Raw genomic sequence first — 20,464 nt, 5'->3', positions numbered from 1 at the left:
TTAAGATTTTAATTTGTCTGGGGTTTGTCTACTATCAAATATCTGTAATATTAAAACACGATTATCTTTGATTTTATAGATAATCTTAAAATGTTTATAAACAGCTCTGTACTGATTTGATTTTAAGTTTTCTTCTGTTTGATATAATACATCTATGCTCAAAGCATCTCCTGTTTTCTTAATACCATTTATTACACTATTAGCACCTGACACTGTTTTCAACCTCTTAACATAGAAATTCCAAATTCTCTTTAAATTAATTGTAGATCTTTTAGACCAAACTACTTGACCCATGTAGATATTTCTTTTTCTAATTCATCAGATGTTAAGTAATCACCTCTTTCTATTTCTTTTTCAGCTTTTTCCAATTCAGCTTGATACTCCGGTAATGTTAAGGGATCTCCTTCTACTGTATAAGCTACGATTTTATCAGCTACAAATTTCTCTTTAATTGAATCTACTCTGTTTAAAGCATCTTCACTTAAATTAAGAATCCATTGTATCAATTCATTTCTTTTTGCTTCTATGTTCATAATTTTAAAATATTATATTGTAAATATAATAAAACTGTGTCAATTTTCATATCTAAATTATTTATACTCCAACTTTTTTCAGTAATGAAAAACTATTATTTTATTGTTTTTAAAGAGGGAAATATTTGATAAGCCCTCCCATACTTTTAGCGTGGTCCTGCCACGTCTTTAGCGTGGACTTCAAACACATTCCCTTATTAGGGACAGCTTAGCGTAAAAGAGTTGTAAAGCTAGCATGGAAGTACAGATTTAGTGATCGTTAAACTTCAAACTCACAGAGTTGACGCAGTAGCGCGTGCCGGTTTCGGTAGGACCGTCATTAAACACATGTCCTAAGTGACCCTCACAGGTTTTACACACAATTTCGGTTCGGATCATGCCGAGAGTTTTATCGGAGATATACCCAACTTTCCCTTTGATCGCTTCATCAAAACTTGGCCATCCACAATGGGCATCAAACTTGGTACTACTTTCAAAAAGAGGTTCATTACAGCCTGCACAACAATAGGTGCCTTTTTCAAAATGTAGATTGTAAGTTCCTGAATGTGGCATCTCAGTGCCTTTTTTTCTAAGAATTCGGTATTGTTCATCCGTTAATTCTTCTTTCCAATTTTTGTCGGTTTTATTCATTTGGTGTTGGTGTAAATATTAAAGCAGCGCCATTGATACAATGCCGTTTGCCAGTTGTTTTTCGAGGTCCATCATTAAACACATGTCCAAGATGCCCTCCACAAGTTGCACAATGTTCTTCGGTGCGTGCCATCCCAATATTATAATCGACGGAAAAAGACACATTTCCTTTAATCTCTTTATCAAAACTAGGCCATCCTGAACCCGAATCAAACTTATCTGCGCCGTCAAAAAGAGGGGTATTGCAAGCGGCACAACTGTAAATTCCAGGCTTATATATTTTATTTAAAGGACTTGAAAATGCACGTTCGGTGCCGGCTTCTCTCAAGACACGGAATTGAAGTTCACTCAGTTGCATTTTCCATTCTTGCTTGGTTTTCGTCACTGGGAATACTTCCTTTTTTTGGGCAGTTGTTTGACAAGAAAATAGAAGACTGAGTATGCAAATTGAGATTATTTTTTTGATATTCATGAGTAGGGTTTTAAATTTTTATTAAAAATAAGTATTTATTTAATCAGTTACTTTTTTTTCACATAAATTTGTGACTATAAGTTTATTTCAGTGTCAAATCGGTAGAACGTTTTTACTAATTAAAAACATAAAAACAATTAAAAATGAAAAATCAGCTTTTAACTTTTATAGTGTGCCTCTTTTGTTTGTCTTGTGCGACCAATCCGTTTACGGGGAAAAAAACCATGGCATTTATGCCAAACACACAGTTGTTACCAATGGCTTTTGCGGAGTACGATAAATTTCTATCTGAACACAAAGTCATTAAAGGAACTCCTGATGCAGAAATGATTACTCGAGTAGGGCAGCGAATTTCAGTGTCTGCAGAACGTTGGTTAGATGCCAATAACCACCAAGGGTATTTGAAAGATTATAAATGGGAATACAATTTGGTCGATGATAAAGCCGTGAATGCTTGGTGTATGCCTGGCGGTAAAATCGTGTTTTATACAGGTATATTACCAATTGCTAAAAATGAAGCAGCCATTGCTGCGATTATGGGACATGAAGTTGCCCATGCTTTAGCAAACCATGGTCAGCAACGAATGAGTGCAGGCATGATTCAACAAGGGGTAGGAGTTGGTGTTGCGATGGCTACCAAGGATAAAAGTGCGTCAGAACAAAATATGTGGATGCAAGCATTCGCGGTTGGCTCTTCTGTTGGAGGGATGCTGCCTTTTAGTCGAGCGCACGAAACGGAGGCGGATCAAATTGGTTTATACCTCACAGCTATTGCTGGCTATGACCCCGATGAAGCATCTTTATTATGGGAACGCATGAAAGCAAATAGTGGAGGTAAAAGCCCTCCCGAATTTTTGAGCACACACCCGTCAAATGATTCTCGAATCGCCAATTTAAGAGCATTAGCAGCCAAGGCAAAAGAAGAAGCCCGTAAATTTGGAGTGACATCTTTTAGGTAATATTGACTTTATAATTGAATTAAATCATTAAATTAGGAGCTGCTTAACTAAATAAGCAGCTTTTTTTATGAAAAAATTTGAAAAAGGAAGTAAGCAACTAACCAAAGCTTGGGCTTTTTATGACTGGGCGAACTCCGTTTATCCTCTAGTAATTAGTACGGCAATATTCCCCATTTATTACGATAGTATGACCAGTTCATTTGCAAACGATGCTGGCGATATTTCCTATTTAGGGATGTTCTGGGATCCAATTAGCTTATACGATTATACACTGTCATTCTCTTTTTTAATAGTGGCCTGCTGTTCACCCATCCTCTCTGCTATTGCAGATTATATGGGGAATAAATTAAAATTTTTAAAATTCTTTTGCCTCTTGGGAGCACTCTCCGTAATGTGCTTGTTCTTTTTTACAGGTCCTGAAACTTTATGGGTGGCACTCACATTTACCATTTTGGCAAGCATCGGATTTTGGGGAAGTTTGGTGTTTTACAATGCTTACTTACCTGAAGTCGCTTTTCCAGAACAACAAGATAAAGTCAGTGCTCAAGGATTTATTTATGGGTATGCAGGCTCCGTCATATTACTTGTTTTTAGTCTTTTTATGGTAGAAAAACCAGAATTATTTGGAATTCCGGACAAAGCTTTAGCAACTCGAATTACCTTTTTATTGGTGGGTATCTGGTGGTTGGGCTTTGCTCAATTCACGTACCGTCGATTGCCAAACAATGTGTTTGATCGTAAACCAGAAAAAGACTTTATATGGAAAGGCCTTAAAGAATTGAAAATCGTTTTGAAAGAACTAATCAATTACCCCCAACTAAAATACTTTTTAGTCTCCTTTTTCTGTTTTAGTGTGGGGGTTCAAACCATTGTGTTGATGGCTGGGATTTTTGGAAGTAATGAACTCGGGTTGCCAACTATAAATTTAATTCTTACGATTATACTCGTTCAACTAGTTGCTATTTTGGGGGCCTATTTATTTTCAAGATTATCCACTAAAATCGGAAACATCAGAACCTTAAAACTGACCCTTATTATATGGTTAGGCGTTTGTTTTTTAGCCTTTTCTTTAGATAAGAGTCAAGCGTATGTTGATTACTACTTTTATGGCTTGGGCATTGTCCTAGGATTAGTTCTAGGGGCGACCCAATCCATTGGACGTTCGACCTACTCTAAGTTGTTACCAGATACACATGACCACGCCACTTATTTTAGTTTTTATGATGTCACCGAAAAATTAGCGATTGTATTAGGGATGTTTGTATTTGGGTTGCTCAATTCAATTACAAATTCTATGCAATATTCGGTGCTTTCATTGGCAGTCTTTTTTGCGATTGCCTACATTGTTTTAAGCCGTGTCAAAGCCACGGAATATGTCAAATAATTCTTATTAATTCCGTCAAAACTTAAATTGGCATAACAATTGAACTTTATTGATCTGAACGAAAGTCTCTACTCTGTTAAAAGAAGATAACTTCCGTTTTGTACGAACTATTAATATCAAATCAGTTCTGTTTTATGACAGAATGACCTAATATACCTATGAGCAAATCAAAATTTACAATGCTTGACAATTTGTCATTACAAGACTTTGATGAAAATTCAGAGTTAATTCCGTTAATGACCACTGAAGACGAAGAAGCTATAAAAAATGAATCCCTTCCAGAAACAATCTCGATTCTTTCCCTACGGAATACTGTTTTATTTCCAGGAGTCGTCATCCCAATTACAGCAGGGCGCGACAAGTCCATCCAATTAATTAACGAAGCAAATTCAGGTTCAAAAGTGATTGGAGTGGTCTCTCAAAAAGATGAGACTGTAGAAGACCCTAGCATTGATGACATCTATAGAACAGGAACCGTTGCACGTATTTTAAAAGTGCTTAAAATGCCCGACGGAAATACGACCGTCATCATTCAAGGGAAAAAACGATTTGAAATTTCTGAAATGGTTTCAGAAACCCCTTATATGGTTGCTAAAATTCAGGATGTTCCTGAAGTGAGCCCTTTAAGCACCACGGAGTTCCCAGCAATTATAGAGTCGATTAAAGACCTTGCCCTTCAAATCATCAAGCAAAGTCCAACGATTCCTAGTGAAGCATCTTTTGCGATTAAAAACATTGAAAGCAGTTCGTTTTTGATCAATTTTGTGTCTTCAAACATGAATTTATTGGTTGTTGAAAAACAGAAATTACTAGAAGTCCATGACCTTCAAGAACGTGCTTTATTGACCTTAAAGCACATGAATGTTGAGTTTCAACGCTTAGAACTCAAAAACGACATTCAGTCCAAAGTGCAAAGCGACATGAATCAGCAACAGCGCGAATATTTCTTACAACAGCAAATCAAAACCATTCAAGAAGAATTGGGAGGGGTGAGCTATGAGGAGGAAATTGAAGAAATGAAAGCACGTGCCGTTAAAAAGAAATGGAATGAAAAGGTAGAGGCACATTTTAATAAAGAAATTGGAAAGTTACAACGCATGAATCCACAAGTAGCGGAGTATTCAATTCAACGTAATTATTTAGACCTGTTTTTAGATTTACCATGGGATTCTTTTAGTAAAGATAATTTTGATTTGAAACGCGCTCAAAAAATATTGGACCGCGATCACTTTGGTTTAGAAGAAGTCAAACGTCGAATTATTGAATATTTGGCAGTTTTGAAACTTAGAAATGACATGAAATCTCCGATCCTTTGTTTATATGGACCTCCAGGTGTTGGTAAAACATCCTTAGGGAAATCCATCGCAGAAGCTTTGGGAAGAGAATATGTGAGAATTTCTTTAGGAGGCCTTCGAGATGAAGCCGAAATAAGAGGTCACAGAAAAACATATATTGGCGCCATGCCCGGACGAATTTTGCAAAGTTTAAAAAAGGCAGGCACTTCCAATCCTGTTTTTGTGTTGGATGAAATTGACAAGCTATCGAGCTCCAATCAAGGAGATCCGTCGTCGGCAATGTTAGAAGTTTTAGATCCCGAACAAAATTCGGAGTTTTACGACAACTTTTTAGAAATGGGGTATGACCTTTCAAAAGTGATGTTTGTAGCCACATCAAACAGTTTGAACACCATTCAGCCTGCGCTTTTAGATCGTATGGAGATTATTAATGTAAGTGGATATACCATTGAAGAGAAAGTTCAAATAGGAAAGAAATTCCTTTTACCTAAGCAAATTAAAGAACACGGAATGAAAACTTCCGATCTCAAAATTGCACAACCTCAATTAGAAAAAATAGTGGAAGGTTATACAAGAGAATCAGGAGTTCGTGGACTTGAAAAACAAATCGCTAAAATGGTGCGTTATGCAGCCAAAAATATTGCGATGGAAGAAACATACGAAGTTAAGGTTTCCAACGAAGCGATTGTTAAAGTTTTAGGCAGTGCAAAACTAGAGCGTGATAAATACGAAAATAATGATGTTGCTGGTGTCGTTACTGGATTGGCATGGACACGTGTAGGAGGTGATATTTTATTTATTGAATCTATTTTATCTAAAGGAAAAGGGACTTTAAATATCACTGGGAATTTAGGAAAAGTAATGAAAGAATCGGCAACTATTGCGATGGAATATATCAAAGCAAATGCGGATTTATATGGTTTAAAATCAGATATTTTTGACAGCTATAATGTACACATCCACGTTCCAGAAGGAGCCACTCCAAAAGATGGTCCAAGTGCCGGAATTACGATGTTAACTTCTTTGGTGTCTTTATTTACACAGAAAAAAATAAAGAAGAGTTTAGCAATGACAGGCGAAATTACTTTGCGAGGAAAAGTACTTCCGGTAGGGGGTATCAAAGAGAAAATTTTGGCTGCCAAACGTGCTAAGATCAAAGAGATCATTCTTTCTAAAGAAAACAAAAGTGATATTGAAGATATCAATCAAACGTATCTAAAGGGCTTAACATTTCATTTTGTTTCAGAAATGAGTGAAGTCATCGATATCGCGATCACAAATCAAAAAGTAAAAAACGCAAAAACACTCTAATTTTTAATATTTGGGCTCCGCTCAAAATAAACCCTTCTAATATTCGTTTTAGAATTGATTTATATATTTTTGCATGCGAATGAGGATATTGGTGTCGTTTTTTTTGGTTCTGAGTTGTAGTAGTGCTGTGCACGCGCAATTAGGAGGCGAATCTACATACCAGTTTCTAAATTTAATATCCTCACCACGCCAAGCTGCCTTAGGAGGTAAATCCATTACGAATGTGGACTATGATGTCACACAAGCATTGTACAACCCTGCGACTATTAATGTAGAAATGGACAACCAATTGGCAGTGAATTACTCGAGTTATTTAGGAGATATTAGTTACGGAACAGCCGCCTATGCGTACACATGGGATCGAAGAACGCAAACCTTTCATGTTGGAATGACTTATGTGAATTATGGTAGTTTTGATGGCTATGATGAAAATGGAATAAGTACAGGGGAATTTTCAGGAAGCGAAGCTGCTTTTTCCGTCGGATATGCAACTCAAATAGGCTATTCAGATTTTTATGCAGGGGCAAATCTTAAATTGATATCTTCTAAACTAGAACAATATAATTCCTTAGGAATTGCTACCGATGTGGGTTTTATATATATAAATGAGTACTTAGATTTTAATGCGGCATTGGTGATTCGTAATTTTGGAATGCAATTAACAACCTATGCAGGTGTGAAAGAATCATTGCCATTTGAAATTGATCTTGGATTTTCTCAAAAACTTGAAAATGTGCCGTTAAGATGGCATTTGACATTAGAGAATTTACAACAATGGCCCATAGCCACTGAGAATCCCGCCCGTGGTACGACCGATTTAAATGGTACGCAAACCCCCGAAGAAGTCGGGTTTTTTAGCAATATAATACGGCATACCATTCTCGGATTAGAATTATTCCCAGATAAAGGATTTAACATTCGAGTGGGGTATAGTTTTAGAAGGGCAGCGGAGTTAAAGATTTTAGAACAACGAAATTTTTCAGGGCTTTCTTTTGGGATTGGCTTGAAATTTAATAAATTGAGGTTTAGTTACACACATGCACGCTATTCATCGGCGGCAAATACAAGTTTTCTAGGACTTCAAATAAATTTACAATAGTGAAAAAAATAACAATTGCCATCGATGGTTTTTCTTCAACAGGGAAGAGTACGCTCGCTAAACAATTAGCACAAAAGCTTCAATATGTATATGTGGATTCTGGGGCGATGTACCGCGCAGTCGCTCTATATACCTTACAACATAAATTAATTCAAGACAAGGTTCTTGATACAGCAGCACTGATAAATCAGTTGCCATTGATTAAAGTGACTTTTCAATACAATGAATCTTTAAAAGCGTCTGAAATTTACTTGAATGGCGTGAATGTGGATACCGAAATTCGTACCATGGAAGTTTCAAATACTGTGAGTACAGTAGCAGCAGTCCCAGAAGTGCGCCAACAATTGGTCGCCTTACAGCAACAAATGGGGGCTGATAAAGGAATTGTGATGGATGGTAGAGATATTGGTACTGTGGTTTTTCCTGATGCTGAATTGAAACTGTTTATGACCGCCTCAGCAGATACACGTGCCCAACGTCGTTATGACGAACTGATAGGAGGGGGCACAGCGGTCACTTTTGAAGCTGTTCTTGAAAACATTACTTCTAGAGACCATATCGATTCTACACGAGAAGATTCTCCGCTTTTTAAAGCCGATGATGCCATTGAAATTGACAATTCAAATCTAAGTTTGGAGCAGCAATTTGAACAAGTTTTAGCACTTGTAAATTCAAAACTATAACATTCATAGCCTCTCCCTTAAAAACAGATAAGAAATCATTTGGAATCATTAGGGATAAATCGTAACATTGCACTCCTTTTAGCAAATAATAGATTCAGTAAAAGGAAATAACTTTAATTAATAACGCTTTTATAGAAGGGCTTAATCGAATTTAGCTTCTGTAAAATACAAATTTTAAAACAGCCATGGCTGAAGAAAACACAAATGTGGAAGAAGTAACTGCAGAAACTACCGCAGTAGAAACTCCAGAAGTAAACGAAGCTCAAGCAAATCCTGAGCAATTCCTAAAAGATTTTAACTGGCATAATTACGAAGAGGGTATTGACCCTGTGGACGATGCTAAACTTGATGAATTTGAGAAGTTAGTTGCAAGTAATTTTGTAGACACTCTTGATGATCAAGTTGTTGAAGGTACTGTTATTCATATTTCTGATCGTGATGCGATTATTGATATCAATGCAAAATCTGAAGGGGTTATTTCATTAAACGAATTTCGTTACAATCCAAACCTTACTATTGGAGACAAAGTAGAAGTTTTAATTGATGTGCGTGAAGATGCTACAGGTCAATTGATTCTTTCTCACCGTAAGGCTAGAGTTATCAAAGCATGGGATCGTGTGATCGCTGCGAATGAAACTGGAGAAATTGTAAACGGTTTTGTTAAATGTCGTACCAAAGGTGGTATGATTGTCGATGTATTTGGTATTGAAGCATTCTTACCAGGATCACAAATCGATGTGAAGCCAATTAGAGATTACGATCAGTATGTAAACAAAACAATGGAATTCAAAGTGGTTAAAATCAACCACGAATTCAAAAACGTTGTTGTTTCGCATAAAGCGCTTATTGAAGCGGATATCGAAATCCAGAAGAAAGAAATTATCAGTCAATTAGAAAAAGGTCAAGTTCTTGAAGGAGTGGTTAAAAATATCACCTCTTACGGGGTCTTTATGGATCTTGGTGGCGTAGATGGTTTAGTTCATATTACAGACCTTTCTTGGTCTAGAATCAATCATCCAAGTGAGATTGTAGAACTGGATCAAAAACTAAACGTTGTAATCCTTGACTTTGATGAAAATAAATCAAGAATTCAATTAGGTCTTAAACAATTAAGCAAACACCCATGGGATGCTCTTGGCGAAGAGGTTAAAATTGGAGACGAAATTGAAGGTAAAGTTGTAGTCATTGCTGATTATGGCGCATTTATTGAAGTTGTAGAAGGAGTAGAAGGCTTAATTCACGTTTCTGAAATGTCTTGGTCAACTCACTTACGTTCTGCACAAGATTTCGTTAAAGTAGGCGATAAAATTAAAGCTCAGATCTTAACTTTAGATAGAGAAGATCGTAAAATGTCATTAGGTATCAAGCAATTATCTGCTGACCCTTGGACAGACATTACTTCTAAATTCCCTGTTGCTTCTAAGCATACAGGAATTGTAAGAAACTTCACAAACTTTGGTGTTTTTGTTGAATTAGAAGAAGGTATTGATGGATTGATTTACATCTCTGATTTATCTTGGACTAAGAAAGTGAAACATCCTAGCGAATTTTGTGCTGTAGGAGATAACTTAGAAGTTGTTGTTCTTGAATTAGACGTAGAAGCTAGAAAATTAAGCTTAGGTCATAAACAAACAACAGATAACCCTTGGGATAAATATCAAACGGAATTTGCTTTAAACACTAAGCATACAGCTTCAATTGAAGAGATTGTTGACAAAGGTGCTACAGTGAAATTCAATGAAGATGTTATTGCATTTGTGCCCTCACGTCATCTTGAAAAAGAGGATGGGAATAAGCTCAAAAAAGGTGAAGAAGCTGAGTTTGTAATCATTGAATTCAATAAAGAATTCAAACGTGTTGTGGCTTCTCACACTGCTCTTTTTAAAGCAGAAGAAGTGAAGCATGTGAAAGCAGCCGTTAAAAAAGCAGCAAGTAGTGCAGCAGAAGCAAAACCTACTTTAGGAGATGCCAATGATGCTTTACAAGCACTTAAAGACAAAATGGACGGGAAATAATCCCAACCAAGTCTTATAATTTAAAAGAGCCTTCTCAATTGATTAGGCTCTTTTTTTATGTTTAATTTTTCATTAAGTGTCTTACTATTTTTTGTCATCCGGCTTTTGATGCCACAGGGTCAAATACTGACCTGTCGCCATTTTACGGGCCATGTAGATGGCTTTGTCCGCACGGTCGCCAACAAACAATTCATTGATTGTTTCCAGCCATAATTGCAGCCATTTGCCAAAATGCAGTGGGTCTATTGTATAGTCTAAATTTTTGTCCACCTTAAGGTGTTTCTGAGTAGGATTTCCTTTAAATTTTCGCACACCAAATAAATTGGTTTCCCAAAAATCAGTCAATTTTATAAGATGTGATGACCACTCATCTTCACTAATATGAGAATTGAATATGGGGCCTAACAATTCGTCTTTTCTAATTTTAGAATAAAAGGTATGGACTAAGAACTGGACGTCTTCTCTGGTTTCTATCGGTTTCATAACTTTGATTTTAGGAGGTTTCAGCGACATTTTCTACACGTTTTGCGGTGTCTAATTTTGAGAGTGTTAAACGAATCACACTGTCTTTTAAAGCTGTTAAATTGTGAGGGATATTTCCTTTCAAAGCAATAATAGCTCCTTTTTCCAAAGAAGATATTTCACCTTCAACTCCAAAATCGATTGCACCTTCTAAGACATGAACCCCGATGGGAAAAGGGGTTTTGTGTTCCTTCATTTTCTGATCTTTTGCCAGCAGTATTCTGATTTCTTTTGAAAAGGAAGTTTCTAAGATGACGCTGGTCGTAATTCGGTCGCGGTTAAACTGGAGTGCGTCGTTAAGGGATGCTGTTTTCATAATTATCTATAGTTTGTTTATCCCAAGCCACTACTTTTACACCTGAAGAGTAGTGAATTTTATTTGGTTTACTTATTATTAATTTGTTGAATTTTTTATAATTAATATTAATTTTTTTTAATTCAATATTTCGTAATGACCATTCTAGATGATGAATTTCAAATTTATTAAGGATTTTTTTAGTGTCCTGAAAAAGAGCATACCTTTCAGTTAACCATTTATCTAATGAATCTTTATTATTATTTACTTCTCCAATATCATAAGTAACTTCGAATTGATCTTTGAATTGTGAGTTATATGAAGTATATGTATTATTAGTTCTTTTCATATTTGAAAACCGATAGGGAAGTTTAGAAATTCCTTTAGCTATTTCACAAGACAAACGTTTACCTCCTTCAATACTTAAAAAATAGACTCCTGACTTATTATTTTTTTTCACATAAGTTCTGATATTGATTTCATCAAAATTTGAAATTGGTAAAAATGATAGAAAGTTTTTTGGTCTAATATTTTCCATAGTGAATGCTACAACAGATACCCATGCTTTTCCATCGTAAAGATCAATTTCTAATCCTTTTGGAAGAAACTTTTTTAAATCATCTAGTTCAACTTGCCAATGAAGAAATATGGCTTGATTCCATTCTTGATAAAATTTCCAAGGTTCAGATGGAATATTCCAAGGTCTATGCGCTGTGTTATGTAAGAGTTCTTTAATATTCATTATTTCTAAAAATAACTCCCAATTCCAAAAGAAACACAATAATAGTAAAAAATACCAATCTCAAAAATTAGATATGTTTCATTTACAAAAAGCAATCGTATAATTTGGTTACTTAATTCGTTCAGAAGAATTGGCGTTGGGGCTTTTTCTAATTATAAATATACCAAAAAAAAGCCGCTTCGTTGCAGAAGCGGCTTAAAATTTTAATGAAAATTATTAGGAATCAATCGATCCTAAGACACGTTTCATAAAGCTATTCAGAGCTTCTTTTTGTGGTGTGCCGTCTTTAATCATTTTATGAACTTCAAGGGCGCCATACATATTAGAAATTAATTCTCCAATTACATCTAATTCTTCGTCTTTTAGACTTGGAACTTCGGTGAGTGCTTCTAAAGTTTCAAGGGTTTCCACGATGTAATCTTCGTCGTTTGCCTCAATAAATTGCGTTAAATGTTTAATTACTGGCAGTTTCATCTACAAGTTCTTTTAGCACGTCAAACTTATTAGTTTGCGTTTGGTTTATAAATTGTCCTATTTTAAAAATTGCAAAAGTAGGCAAATTGTCCACCGTTGCGAGTTTTCTGCTTTCAGGGAATTTTTCTGCATCTACGATTACAAAGGTCGCCTCTGGCATTTCAGACGCTAATTTTTTAAACTTAGGTTTCATAATTCTACAATTTCCACACCAGGTCGCGGAGTATTGTACCACCACAAATGGATTGTCAGAAATAATTGCTTGCAGATTGTCTTCAGAAAGTTCTTGCATGATAAATAGTTTTTAGTGAGAAGCTAAATAGCTCGCAGTTCCTTTTGCATTTGGAGCCATGGCGTCTTTGCCTTCTTCCCAGTTTGCTGGACAAACTTCTCCTTTTTCTTGTACGTGTGTGTAGGCGTCTACCAATCTTAAAAACTCAGATACATTTCGTCCAAGTGGCATGTGGTTGACACTTTCGTGAACCACGGTTCCTTCTTCGTCAATAATGTAAGTCGCTCTGTAAGTAACGTTGTCACCTTCTACAAGTACCACACCCGTTTCTTCGTTGTATGTTTCGTCTGAGATGTCTAAAATCCCAAGTGTTGATGCTAAGTTTCTGTTAGAATCCGCTAAAATAGGGTAGGTAACACCTTCAATACCACCGTTGTCTTTCGCTGTTGATAACCATGCAAAATGCACTTCTGGTGTATCACAAGAGGCACCAATTACGATGGTGTTTCTTTTTTCAAACTCAGCCTTCGCCGCTTCGAATGCGTGTAATTCTGTTGGGCATACAAAAGTAAAATCTTTTGGGTACCAAAATAAGAGTACTTTTTTCTTGTTGTTGATTGCTTCTTCGAGAACGTTTACTTTAAAAGTATCGCCCATTTCGTTCATTGCATCTACATTTAAATTCGGGAATTTTTTTCCTACAATTGCCATAATATCTTTTTATTGGTTATTAAATTGATAGCCGCAAAGATAGGGTATGATTATTCTTATTTTAGTTTAGAAAAATTATAATTTCCTATACTACTATAAGTATAAATGATTCTTGTAAAACGAAAGCTAATTAGGACTTTTTGAGCTGTTTTATTTTGATGGAAAATGCCGCGAATAAGAGGGTCATAAACGGACTGATCCAATTGAAAAAAGCAAAGATAAAATAATCTGCAACCGAGACGCCTAGTACACCACTTTGATAAGCGCCACAGGTATTCCAAGGAACCAATACCGATGTTACGGTTCCAGAATCTTCAAGTGTACGGCTTAAGTTTTCAGGGGCCAATCCACGATCTTTATACGCTTTTTTAAACATTTTCCCTGGGATAACCAATGCTAAATATTGATCAGAAGCAGTGACGTTCAGTGCCAAACAGCTCGCAACAGTGCTGGCAAACAATCCAAAGGTATTGGTAGCCAAACTTAATAATGCTTTACTAATTCGAGAAAGTGCTCCTATAGCATCCATAACGCCTCCAAAGACCATGGCACAAACGATTAGCCAAATGGTTCCTAACATACCACTCATTCCGCCAGAAGTAAATAAATCGTTCAGTTCTAAACTCGTCGTCACAACGGCTGTGTCAACCGTAATCGCTTTCATAACGCCTTTATAAGCGGCTTCAAAACTCAATGTATTTGTTTCTGCGATTGCCATGATAATTTGTGGTTGTGCAATCACGGCTGCAATCGCTCCCAACAACGTTCCAATAAGCAATGCTATTAAGGGCGGTGTTTTTTTAACGATTAAGATGATAACTAAAACGGGGACACTAAACAACCAAGGCGAAATATTAAATGCGCCATCAATGGCCTGAAGTTTATCAGAAATATCGGGGGTTCCATTGGTATCAATATTCAATCCAATAATTAAAAAAATAATTAGGGTTATTATAATAGTAGGCACTGTTGTTAAAGCCATGTATTTTATGTGATCAAACAATTCACTCCCAGCCATTGCAGGTGCTAAATTTGTAGTATCACTAAGTGGCGACATTTTATCGCCAAAATAGCCTCCAGATAATACGGCTCCAGCAGTCATTCCAGGAGAGATCCCTAAAGTGTTTCCGATTCCAATTAATGCAATTCCTACAGTAGCAGAGGTGGTCCAACTACTTCCTGTGGCAATGGATATGATGGAACAAATGATGACCGAGGCTACAAGAAAAAACGTGGGGTTTAAGATTTGTAATCCATAATAAATCATTGATGGAATGACCCCACTAATGAGCCAAGTTCCAGCTAATGCTCCCACCATTAATAAAATTAATAGTGCTCCTGTTGTGGACTTCACATTTTCGGCAACTTCCTCTAACATTTTCTTGTAACTGACTTTGTTATAAAAACCAACAATGGCGGCGACGGCAGCTCCTAAGATCAAAATAAATTGATTACTACCACTAAGAGCATCATCTCCAAAGACATAAAATACATTGTAAAACAACATCGCCACAAGGGCTACAACAGGGATGAGTGCTTCCCATATATTCAACTCTTTATTTTCAATAATTGCGTTGTCTGCGGGTTCGTTTGGGGTAATGTTTTGACTTTTCATAGGACAGTTCTTCAATGATTTTGAACTGTAATGTTACGATTTTAGTCTAAGCTTTGCAAATGCAAAGAGAAATTCAAATTCAATGCAGCCTTTTCAATTATCTTAATTTAGGAAAAGAGGTTGGGTCCACTTCATGAAACATGTTATAAACCTTTTCAAACACATCATCTGCGGAGGGTTTGCTGAAATAATCACCATCGGTACCATAAGCGGGTCGGTGTTCTTTAGCGGTTAGTATTTGGGGTTTGCTGTCTAAATTTTGATAGACGTTTTGATGTTCTAAAATTTCATTAAGAATATAAGCGGAGGCTCCACCAGGAACATCTTCATCAACAATAAGAAGACGATTTGTTTTTTCAACACTTTTTGAAATATCTTTTTGAAGGTCAAAGGGGATGAGAGATTGAATGTCAATAATTTCAACATCGATATCCACTTCCAATAATTCTTTGGCAGCTTGCTCCACAATACGTAAGGTAGAGCCATAAGATACAATGGTAAGATCGGCTCCTTGCTTGATTGTTTCCACAATACCAACGGGTGTTCTGAATTCGCCTAAGTTGGAAGGTTCTTTTTCCTTTAAACGGTATCCATTCAAACACTCCACTACCAAGGCAGGCTGATCACTTTCTAAAAGTGTATTGTAAAACCCAGCTGCTTTGGTCATGTTTCTTGGTACCAATACAAACACACCTCTGATTAGATTTAGAATTCCTCCCAATTGAGAACCAGAATGCCAAATACCTTCTAAACGGTGTCCACGTGTTCTAATAATTAAGGGTGCTTTTTGTTTTCCAAACGTACGGTAATGCAGGGTTGACAAATCATCACTGATGATTTGAAGTGCATAGACCATATAATCAAGATATTGAATTTCAGCGATGGGTCTGAGTCCACGTAACGCCATTCCAATTCCCTGTCCTATAATGGTTGCTTCACGAATTCCAGTATCTGAAACTCTCATTTCACCATACTTTTCTTGCAAGCCTTCGAGTCCTTGATTGACATCTCCAATCGTTCCAGTATCTTCTCCAAAAATTAAAACATCAGGATGTTTACTTAAAATTTTATCAAAATTATCACGCAAGATGACACGACCATCTACTTGTTTTGAAGTTTCATCAAAAACTGGAAGTACTTCAGGAATATTGGTGGCTCTTGAATTTGATTCACTATAAAGAAGCGTGCTGTATTTTGGTTGAATTTTTTCAAAATAAGCATTCACCCATTGCACTAATTTATCTTTTTCAGGAGTGTTCTCGTGGATTAAGTGTTTTAAAATATGACGGGCGGTACTTAAAATGTCTTTTCGTAACGGGTCGTGAATAAGCTCTAACTGAGAGATCATCTTATAAATAAACGCTCTTTGAGATGCCGTCACTGCTGCGGACTTCATAAGCTTTAAAGCCTCTTGTCTTTCATTTTCTAAGGGCTCAGAAAATTCTTTCCAGGCTTTTATTTTTCCTTCGCGAACTTTCTTTTTTGCAGTGCGATCGATGGCTGTAATTTCATCTTCTGTCGCAATGTCATTAGAAATAATCCAGTCGCGAAATTTCAGGTTACAGTCATTCGATTTCTCCCATGCCAATCGTTCTTCATCTTTATACCTTTCGTGAGACCCTGAAGTAGAATGTCCTTGAGGCTGTGTAAGTTCATTCACATGAATTAAAACAGGGATGTGTTCTGTTCTTGAGAGTTGACTGGCTTTTTGATAGGTGTTAATGAGTTCCACATAATCCCATCCTTTTACTCTTAGGATTTCGTAGCCTTTATGTTTTGAATCTCTTTGAAATCCTTTTAAAACTTCAGAAATATTTTCTTTTGTTGTTTGATGTCTTGCATGTACAGAGATGCCGTATTCATCGTCCCAAACACTGACAACCATAGGGACTTGAAGCACTCCAGCAGCATTTATCGTTTCAAAAAATACGCCTTCACTTGTACTCGCATTTCCAATGGTTCCCCAAGCGACTTCATTTCCTGAGTTAGAAAATTTTTCGGAATCAATATCTTTAAGATTTCGGTAGATTTTTGATGCTTGTGCCAGTCCTAATAATCGTGGCATTTGAGCTCCAGTAGGGGATATGTCTGAACTTGAGTTTTTTTGTTGGGTTAGATTTTTCCAATCAAAATTATCATCTAATGAATGGGTTGTAAAATGTCCTCCCATTTGCCTTCCGGCACTCATAGGATCTTGATAGATATCTGTAGTTCCGTAAAGGCCTGAAAAGAATTGTTCGATGCTCAGTTTTCCAATCGCCATCATAAAGGTTTGATCTCTGTAATAGCCGGATCTAAAATCACCATTTTGAAATGCTTTTGCCCAAGCCAATTGTGGCAGTTCTTTTCCGTCACCAAAAATTCCGAATTTTGCTTTTCCTGTCAAAACCTCGCGGCGTCCAAGAAGGCTGCATTCTCTACTCGTGACCGCTATGGTATAGTCATTCAACACTTCAGTTTTGAAGTCCTCAAATGTTATATCTTTAGTAAGGTCATTTTTGGTTTGCATTCTAAATAATTTTATTGAGGCACAAATATAAAATATTTCAAGGCTTTGTCCTATGCTTTGTAATGTTAATTAAGTAACGGGTTGGGAATGAGAAACATGAAACCTGTTATTTTGAAAAGAAGTGTTTTGAATTAAAACCATTCCCTTCTAAACAGCCCTAAAAGAGCTTTGGGTTCTGCAGTAAACACAAATCGTATTTTCTGACTGTACTGAGGTTGGTCGATTTCCCATCCTAGGTTAGAATAGAACGGAAAATAGATTTCAAAATAATCTGTAATAAGATTGAGTCGGATTCCAGCATCATACACAAATATGGGATCATTCCCTTTGTTTTTCAACACGCCAACATCTCCATAGGCTTGTATGTATTTCCAAATCGAAACACTGGCATTTAGAGAGGTTAACCACTCATTTGCAAATGCGGTATCTAGTTTTGATTTGAATCCACCTTCGGCAATTATGAGTTGTTGACTGAAGATGCCCGTAGATTCAAATTGCCCTAAATAATTATAATCGAACAAATAATCGGTGGGACGGTCCAAAGCAAAATCGAAATTTTTCTCACCAGTTGGAATTTTAGAATATAAGAAGGCTCCAGCATAAACTCTTACATTATAAAATTGATTTTTATTGGAGCGTCTCCTAATTTCGTAGTTAAAGGATAATTTCCCAAATTGGTCTGAAAATTGAGCATCTAGAAACCATTTATGATATTTTTTAAAGCCATTATTTGCATCGATATATCGAATGTTAAACACTTTATATGGAGGGGCAACCGCTTCATCATCTTCTATTTTCACAAAATCTTTTTCGATACCAACATATCTGAAACTCAAACTTTTTAATTCGTTTGATCTTAGATTAGAAGCATCTCTAAAATTGAAATTAACATAAGGCACGGTCTTGGTTACAAAAGCATTTTCGGCAAAACTTGCGTGCGTTATAGCCATCCCAAAATTGATATTATATAGGTTTTGATCTTCAAAAAAGGTGTTATATCGAACCTTTGCACCTCCTGTGAGCGCATTCGAAGTCACACTGTATATAGGAGTGATTCCAAACAAAAAGGGTTTATTTAAGACCCCTTTGTTATTGACATTCATTCCTAAATTCAGACCGTCATAGATGTTTTTAAACTCTACAATGGGTAAAAAATACAATTGATTATCATGTGGAGACTCCACATCTTTAAAAAACCGAATTTGAAACGGTTTGTTAAATAATGAATTTCCCGATATCGATTTCCAGTTGTTTCTCAAATCAAATTCAGGAACCTTTTTATCATAGTTAAGCACTAATTTATCCGCCTGAATGTTGGGAACGACAAATTGTTTTTTAGCACCAATTTCAGTAAGCCATTGTTTCGAAATGACTTTGCCGTCTTTAAGCATAAAAAGTGAAATAGGTCTTTGCCCTTTTTTCTTATTTTTAACCGTAAAATAGATAGAGTCTTTCGTGGTTTCAACATCAGTGATTTTATAATCTATTTGTTGGGAGTTGGTCAAATAGGAATCAAAAAACCAATCGATGTCTTTTGAAGTTTTTGTCTTTAAATAGGTTTTGAAACGCGCTGTAGTTAGAAGTTCTTGCGTAGGCGTATTTACAAGCTCTTTTATCCATTCTTCAACCTTTGAATCCTCAATGATATCTTCAAGATATAAAAGCCCTAAGGCCGCTTTATATTTGCTGGATAGGTTGGCGTTAAATTTTAAAAGTTCATCTTTTGGAGTATTTAATGCTTGATCGCGACCTGTTCGCACCATGTGTAAATAGGTCAAAGGGTATTGGTCATTGAACTTCAGTTTGGCTAAATTATAAGATTTGATTCCCCAAACATTGGATAGTTTTCCTATTAATGATTCATCGGTATAAAATTGTTCGACATATTTCATTAACATAAAATTCTCAAATCCTGCCTGTAGCCAATACGATTCTCTTGGGTTTATTTTTAAGTGTCGTTTTAAATAAAGCCTTGTTAAGTTTTTTAGAAGATTCAGTTCATATTTAAATTGTTTAGAAAAGGGTGCTAAAAAGTCTGGAATGATATTTAAGCCATAAATAGGATATTTATTCAAGTCTGTATTTGTAATCAACAAATTATCTTGTGAATAGACTGCGAGTTCTGAATCTAAAAAACTAACAATTTTTTTAAAGATATCTATTTGCTTTAAAGCACTTATTTTAGTTTCGTTACTATCTGTGATGATGTTCAAGTTCTGAACGTTAAATCTAAAAAAGGGCGTTTTGGAAATGTAAAGACGACTGTCTGTACGCTTCTCTCCTGTAAAATTAAAGGTATTTTTTTGTTCTTTTGTTTGTGTGGATCTTAAATTTAACTCGGAGGCGACATCATAAAATTCAGGAACGTTCATGCTGATGTCTATGCTTGATTCCGGTGTGTAATAATCCTGAATATTCTTATTACTGTACAATTTCCATTCGGAATGTTCATAAACCGCGGGTGAAAAATACCAGTATTTTAAATTGAAATCTCCATCCTTTGTGACTCCGTAGCCTGTAAATCGATCGCTTTGAATCTGAAGGGTATATTCAAAATGTAATGTTGTAGATGTGTTTGGTAACAATTCATTTTCTAGTGTGACTTTGAAAATGTCTGGTTGGTTTTCTAAATAGTTGTAATCGATAGAGTTTCCAGCAGAATTTTGAATCGCAGTTATTTCTGTAAAGCCACGATCTTTTGGTTTTACCGAGAGTAGGGCATTGTCAAATTCTTCTATAAATCGTTTTGCAAGAGGCGTTGTTGGACTGCTATAGCTGGACGTCCAATCATTAAAATACAACGCACTTAAACTCTCATCAGAATTATTTTGATAGTCAATGCGTTGTTTTATAGTTATGGTATTCTTCTCTGCATCTAAGACAGCCTCTATTTGCATGGCATGTTGTCCAAAAACAGAGGATACACTTATATAAATAATAAGCGTTAATAGGGCCTTTAATAACGGTCTTACAGTCAACAATT

19 protein-coding genes are annotated in these 20,464 nt (G+C 36.0%); 6 read left to right on the top strand and 13 right to left on the bottom strand.

Annotation, left to right across the window (positions count from 1 at the left end; genetic code table 11):
* The 4 genes from FORMB_RS00495 to msrB (FORMB_RS00480) form a co-directional block, all read right to left on the bottom strand.
* Entirely contained in the window at window positions 1-294 is a 294-nt protein-coding gene (locus FORMB_RS00495; protein ID WP_069675591.1) for a type II toxin-antitoxin system RelE/ParE family toxin, read from the bottom strand.
* Window positions 282-533 carry a hypothetical protein gene (locus FORMB_RS00490; RefSeq protein WP_069675590.1) on the bottom strand — a complete coding sequence of 84 codons (252 nt, stop codon included), beginning with the start codon at window positions 531-533 and terminating at the stop codon, window positions 282-284. The genes FORMB_RS00495 and FORMB_RS00490 overlap by 13 nt, the downstream gene beginning before the upstream one ends.
* Window positions 534-782: 249 nt before the next feature.
* On the bottom strand, window positions 783-1,163 hold the full coding sequence (gene msrB / locus FORMB_RS00485) for a peptide-methionine (R)-S-oxide reductase MsrB (protein ID WP_069675589.1): 381 nt from the start codon (window positions 1,161-1,163) through the stop codon (window positions 783-785).
* On the bottom strand, window positions 1,156-1,629 hold the full coding sequence (gene msrB, locus FORMB_RS00480) for a peptide-methionine (R)-S-oxide reductase MsrB (RefSeq protein ID WP_069677841.1): 474 nt from the start codon (window positions 1,627-1,629) through the stop codon (window positions 1,156-1,158). Before msrB (FORMB_RS00480) ends, msrB (FORMB_RS00485) begins: the two co-directional genes overlap by 8 nt.
* Before the next feature lie 149 nt (window positions 1,630-1,778).
* Between msrB (FORMB_RS00480) and FORMB_RS00475 the strand changes: the two genes are divergently transcribed.
* The 6 genes from FORMB_RS00475 (at window position 1,779) to rpsA (ending at window position 10,381) form a co-directional block, all read left to right on the top strand.
* Window positions 1,779-2,594 carry a M48 family metallopeptidase gene (locus tag FORMB_RS00475; protein ID WP_069675588.1) on the top strand — a complete coding sequence of 272 codons (816 nt, stop codon included), beginning with the start codon at window positions 1,779-1,781 and terminating at the stop codon, window positions 2,592-2,594.
* 67 nt (window positions 2,595-2,661) lie between these two features.
* The gene (locus FORMB_RS00470) at window positions 2,662-3,978 is read left to right on the top strand and encodes an MFS transporter (RefSeq protein WP_069675587.1); all 1,317 of its coding nucleotides are present in this window, start codon (window positions 2,662-2,664) and stop codon (window positions 3,976-3,978) included.
* Window positions 3,979-4,136: 158 nt separating this feature from the next.
* Window positions 4,137-6,584 carry an endopeptidase La gene (gene lon / locus FORMB_RS00465; RefSeq protein ID WP_069675586.1) on the top strand — a complete coding sequence of 816 codons (2,448 nt, stop codon included), beginning with the start codon at window positions 4,137-4,139 and terminating at the stop codon, window positions 6,582-6,584.
* Window positions 6,585-6,657: 73 nt separating this feature from the next.
* Window positions 6,658-7,683, top strand: coding sequence for a type IX secretion system protein PorQ (gene porQ / locus FORMB_RS00460; RefSeq protein WP_069675585.1), 1,026 nt, complete (start codon window positions 6,658-6,660; stop codon window positions 7,681-7,683).
* Window positions 7,683-8,366 (top strand): (d)CMP kinase, encoded by a 684-nt coding sequence (gene cmk, locus FORMB_RS00455; protein ID WP_069675584.1) that lies wholly within the window; start codon window positions 7,683-7,685, stop codon window positions 8,364-8,366. Before porQ ends, cmk begins: the two co-directional genes overlap by 1 nt.
* Window positions 8,367-8,551: 185 nt before the next feature.
* Window positions 8,552-10,381 carry a 30S ribosomal protein S1 gene (gene rpsA, locus FORMB_RS00450; RefSeq protein WP_069675583.1) on the top strand — a complete coding sequence of 610 codons (1,830 nt, stop codon included), beginning with the start codon at window positions 8,552-8,554 and terminating at the stop codon, window positions 10,379-10,381.
* 84 nt (window positions 10,382-10,465) lie between these two features.
* On the opposite strand, the gene FORMB_RS00445 is transcribed toward rpsA, so the two are convergent.
* From FORMB_RS00445 to FORMB_RS00405, 9 genes are all read right to left on the bottom strand, one after another.
* Window positions 10,466-10,894: a group III truncated hemoglobin gene (locus FORMB_RS00445; protein WP_231925555.1), complete on the bottom strand. Its 429-nt coding sequence runs from the start codon at window positions 10,892-10,894 to the stop codon at window positions 10,466-10,468.
* Window positions 10,875-11,219, bottom strand: coding sequence for a cupin (locus FORMB_RS00440; protein WP_069675582.1), 345 nt, complete (start codon window positions 11,217-11,219; stop codon window positions 10,875-10,877). The genes FORMB_RS00445 and FORMB_RS00440 overlap by 20 nt, the downstream gene beginning before the upstream one ends.
* Window positions 11,200-11,940 carry a YqjF family protein gene (locus FORMB_RS00435; protein ID WP_069675581.1) on the bottom strand — a complete coding sequence of 247 codons (741 nt, stop codon included), beginning with the start codon at window positions 11,938-11,940 and terminating at the stop codon, window positions 11,200-11,202. The genes FORMB_RS00440 and FORMB_RS00435 overlap by 20 nt, the downstream gene beginning before the upstream one ends.
* Before the next feature lie 216 nt (window positions 11,941-12,156).
* Window positions 12,157-12,414, bottom strand: a complete 258-nt coding sequence (locus FORMB_RS00430; RefSeq protein ID WP_069675580.1) for a DUF6952 family protein — start codon at window positions 12,412-12,414, stop codon at window positions 12,157-12,159.
* Complete coding sequence (locus tag FORMB_RS00425) at window positions 12,395-12,709, bottom strand: thioredoxin family protein (protein WP_069675579.1); 315 nt, start codon at window positions 12,707-12,709, stop codon at window positions 12,395-12,397. Before FORMB_RS00425 ends, FORMB_RS00430 begins: the two co-directional genes overlap by 20 nt.
* Before the next feature lie 9 nt (window positions 12,710-12,718).
* Window positions 12,719-13,357 (bottom strand): peroxiredoxin, encoded by a 639-nt coding sequence (locus FORMB_RS00420; protein WP_069675578.1) that lies wholly within the window; start codon window positions 13,355-13,357, stop codon window positions 12,719-12,721.
* A 130-nt stretch (window positions 13,358-13,487) separates the two neighbouring features.
* Window positions 13,488-14,972: a Na+/H+ antiporter NhaC gene (gene nhaC / locus FORMB_RS00415; RefSeq protein WP_069675577.1), complete on the bottom strand. Its 1,485-nt coding sequence runs from the start codon at window positions 14,970-14,972 to the stop codon at window positions 13,488-13,490.
* A gap of 97 nt (window positions 14,973-15,069) precedes the next feature.
* Window positions 15,070-17,481, bottom strand: a complete 2,412-nt coding sequence (locus FORMB_RS00410; RefSeq protein ID WP_069675576.1) for an alpha-ketoacid dehydrogenase subunit alpha/beta — start codon at window positions 17,479-17,481, stop codon at window positions 15,070-15,072.
* A 131-nt stretch (window positions 17,482-17,612) separates the two neighbouring features.
* On the bottom strand, window positions 17,613-20,459 hold the full coding sequence (locus FORMB_RS00405; RefSeq protein ID WP_157498048.1) for a metalloprotease: 2,847 nt from the start codon (window positions 20,457-20,459) through the stop codon (window positions 17,613-17,615).
* Between the last annotated feature and the right edge of the window lie 5 nt (window positions 20,460-20,464).

The sequence above is a fragment of the Formosa sp. Hel1_33_131 genome, assembly GCF_001735745.1.
In the GTDB taxonomy this organism is placed as follows: Bacteria; Bacteroidota; Bacteroidia; order Flavobacteriales; family Flavobacteriaceae; genus Hel1-33-131.
This window is presented reverse-complemented; position numbering and strand designations above follow the sequence as displayed.

Bases quoted from the DNA above. Each gene is read 5' to 3' on its own strand.
- FORMB_RS00495 (WP_069675591.1), bottom strand. From the start codon at position 294: ATGGGTCAAGTAGTTTGGTCTAAAAGATCTACAATTAATTTAAAGAGA.
- FORMB_RS00490 (WP_069675590.1), bottom strand. From the start codon at position 533: ATGAACATAGAAGCAAAAAGAAATGAATTGATACAATGGATTCTTAAT.
- msrB (WP_069675589.1), bottom strand. From the start codon at position 1,163: ATGAATAAAACCGACAAAAATTGGAAAGAAGAATTAACGGATGAACAA.
- FORMB_RS00475 (WP_069675588.1), top strand. From the start codon at position 1,779: ATGAAAAATCAGCTTTTAACTTTTATAGTGTGCCTCTTTTGTTTGTCT.
- FORMB_RS00470 (WP_069675587.1), top strand. From the start codon at position 2,662: ATGAAAAAATTTGAAAAAGGAAGTAAGCAACTAACCAAAGCTTGGGCT.
- lon (WP_069675586.1), top strand. From the start codon at position 4,137: ATGAGCAAATCAAAATTTACAATGCTTGACAATTTGTCATTACAAGAC.
- porQ (WP_069675585.1), top strand. From the start codon at position 6,658: ATGCGAATGAGGATATTGGTGTCGTTTTTTTTGGTTCTGAGTTGTAGT.
- rpsA (WP_069675583.1), top strand. From the start codon at position 8,552: ATGGCTGAAGAAAACACAAATGTGGAAGAAGTAACTGCAGAAACTACC.
- FORMB_RS00445 (WP_231925555.1), bottom strand. From the start codon at position 10,894: ATGTCGCTGAAACCTCCTAAAATCAAAGTTATGAAACCGATAGAAACC.
- FORMB_RS00440 (WP_069675582.1), bottom strand. From the start codon at position 11,219: ATGAAAACAGCATCCCTTAACGACGCACTCCAGTTTAACCGCGACCGA.
- FORMB_RS00435 (WP_069675581.1), bottom strand. From the start codon at position 11,940: ATGAATATTAAAGAACTCTTACATAACACAGCGCATAGACCTTGGAAT.
- FORMB_RS00430 (WP_069675580.1), bottom strand. From the start codon at position 12,414: ATGAAACTGCCAGTAATTAAACATTTAACGCAATTTATTGAGGCAAAC.
- FORMB_RS00420 (WP_069675578.1), bottom strand. From the start codon at position 13,357: ATGGCAATTGTAGGAAAAAAATTCCCGAATTTAAATGTAGATGCAATG.
- nhaC (WP_069675577.1), bottom strand. From the start codon at position 14,972: ATGAAAAGTCAAAACATTACCCCAAACGAACCCGCAGACAACGCAATT.
- FORMB_RS00410 (WP_069675576.1), bottom strand. From the start codon at position 17,481: ATGCAAACCAAAAATGACCTTACTAAAGATATAACATTTGAGGACTTC.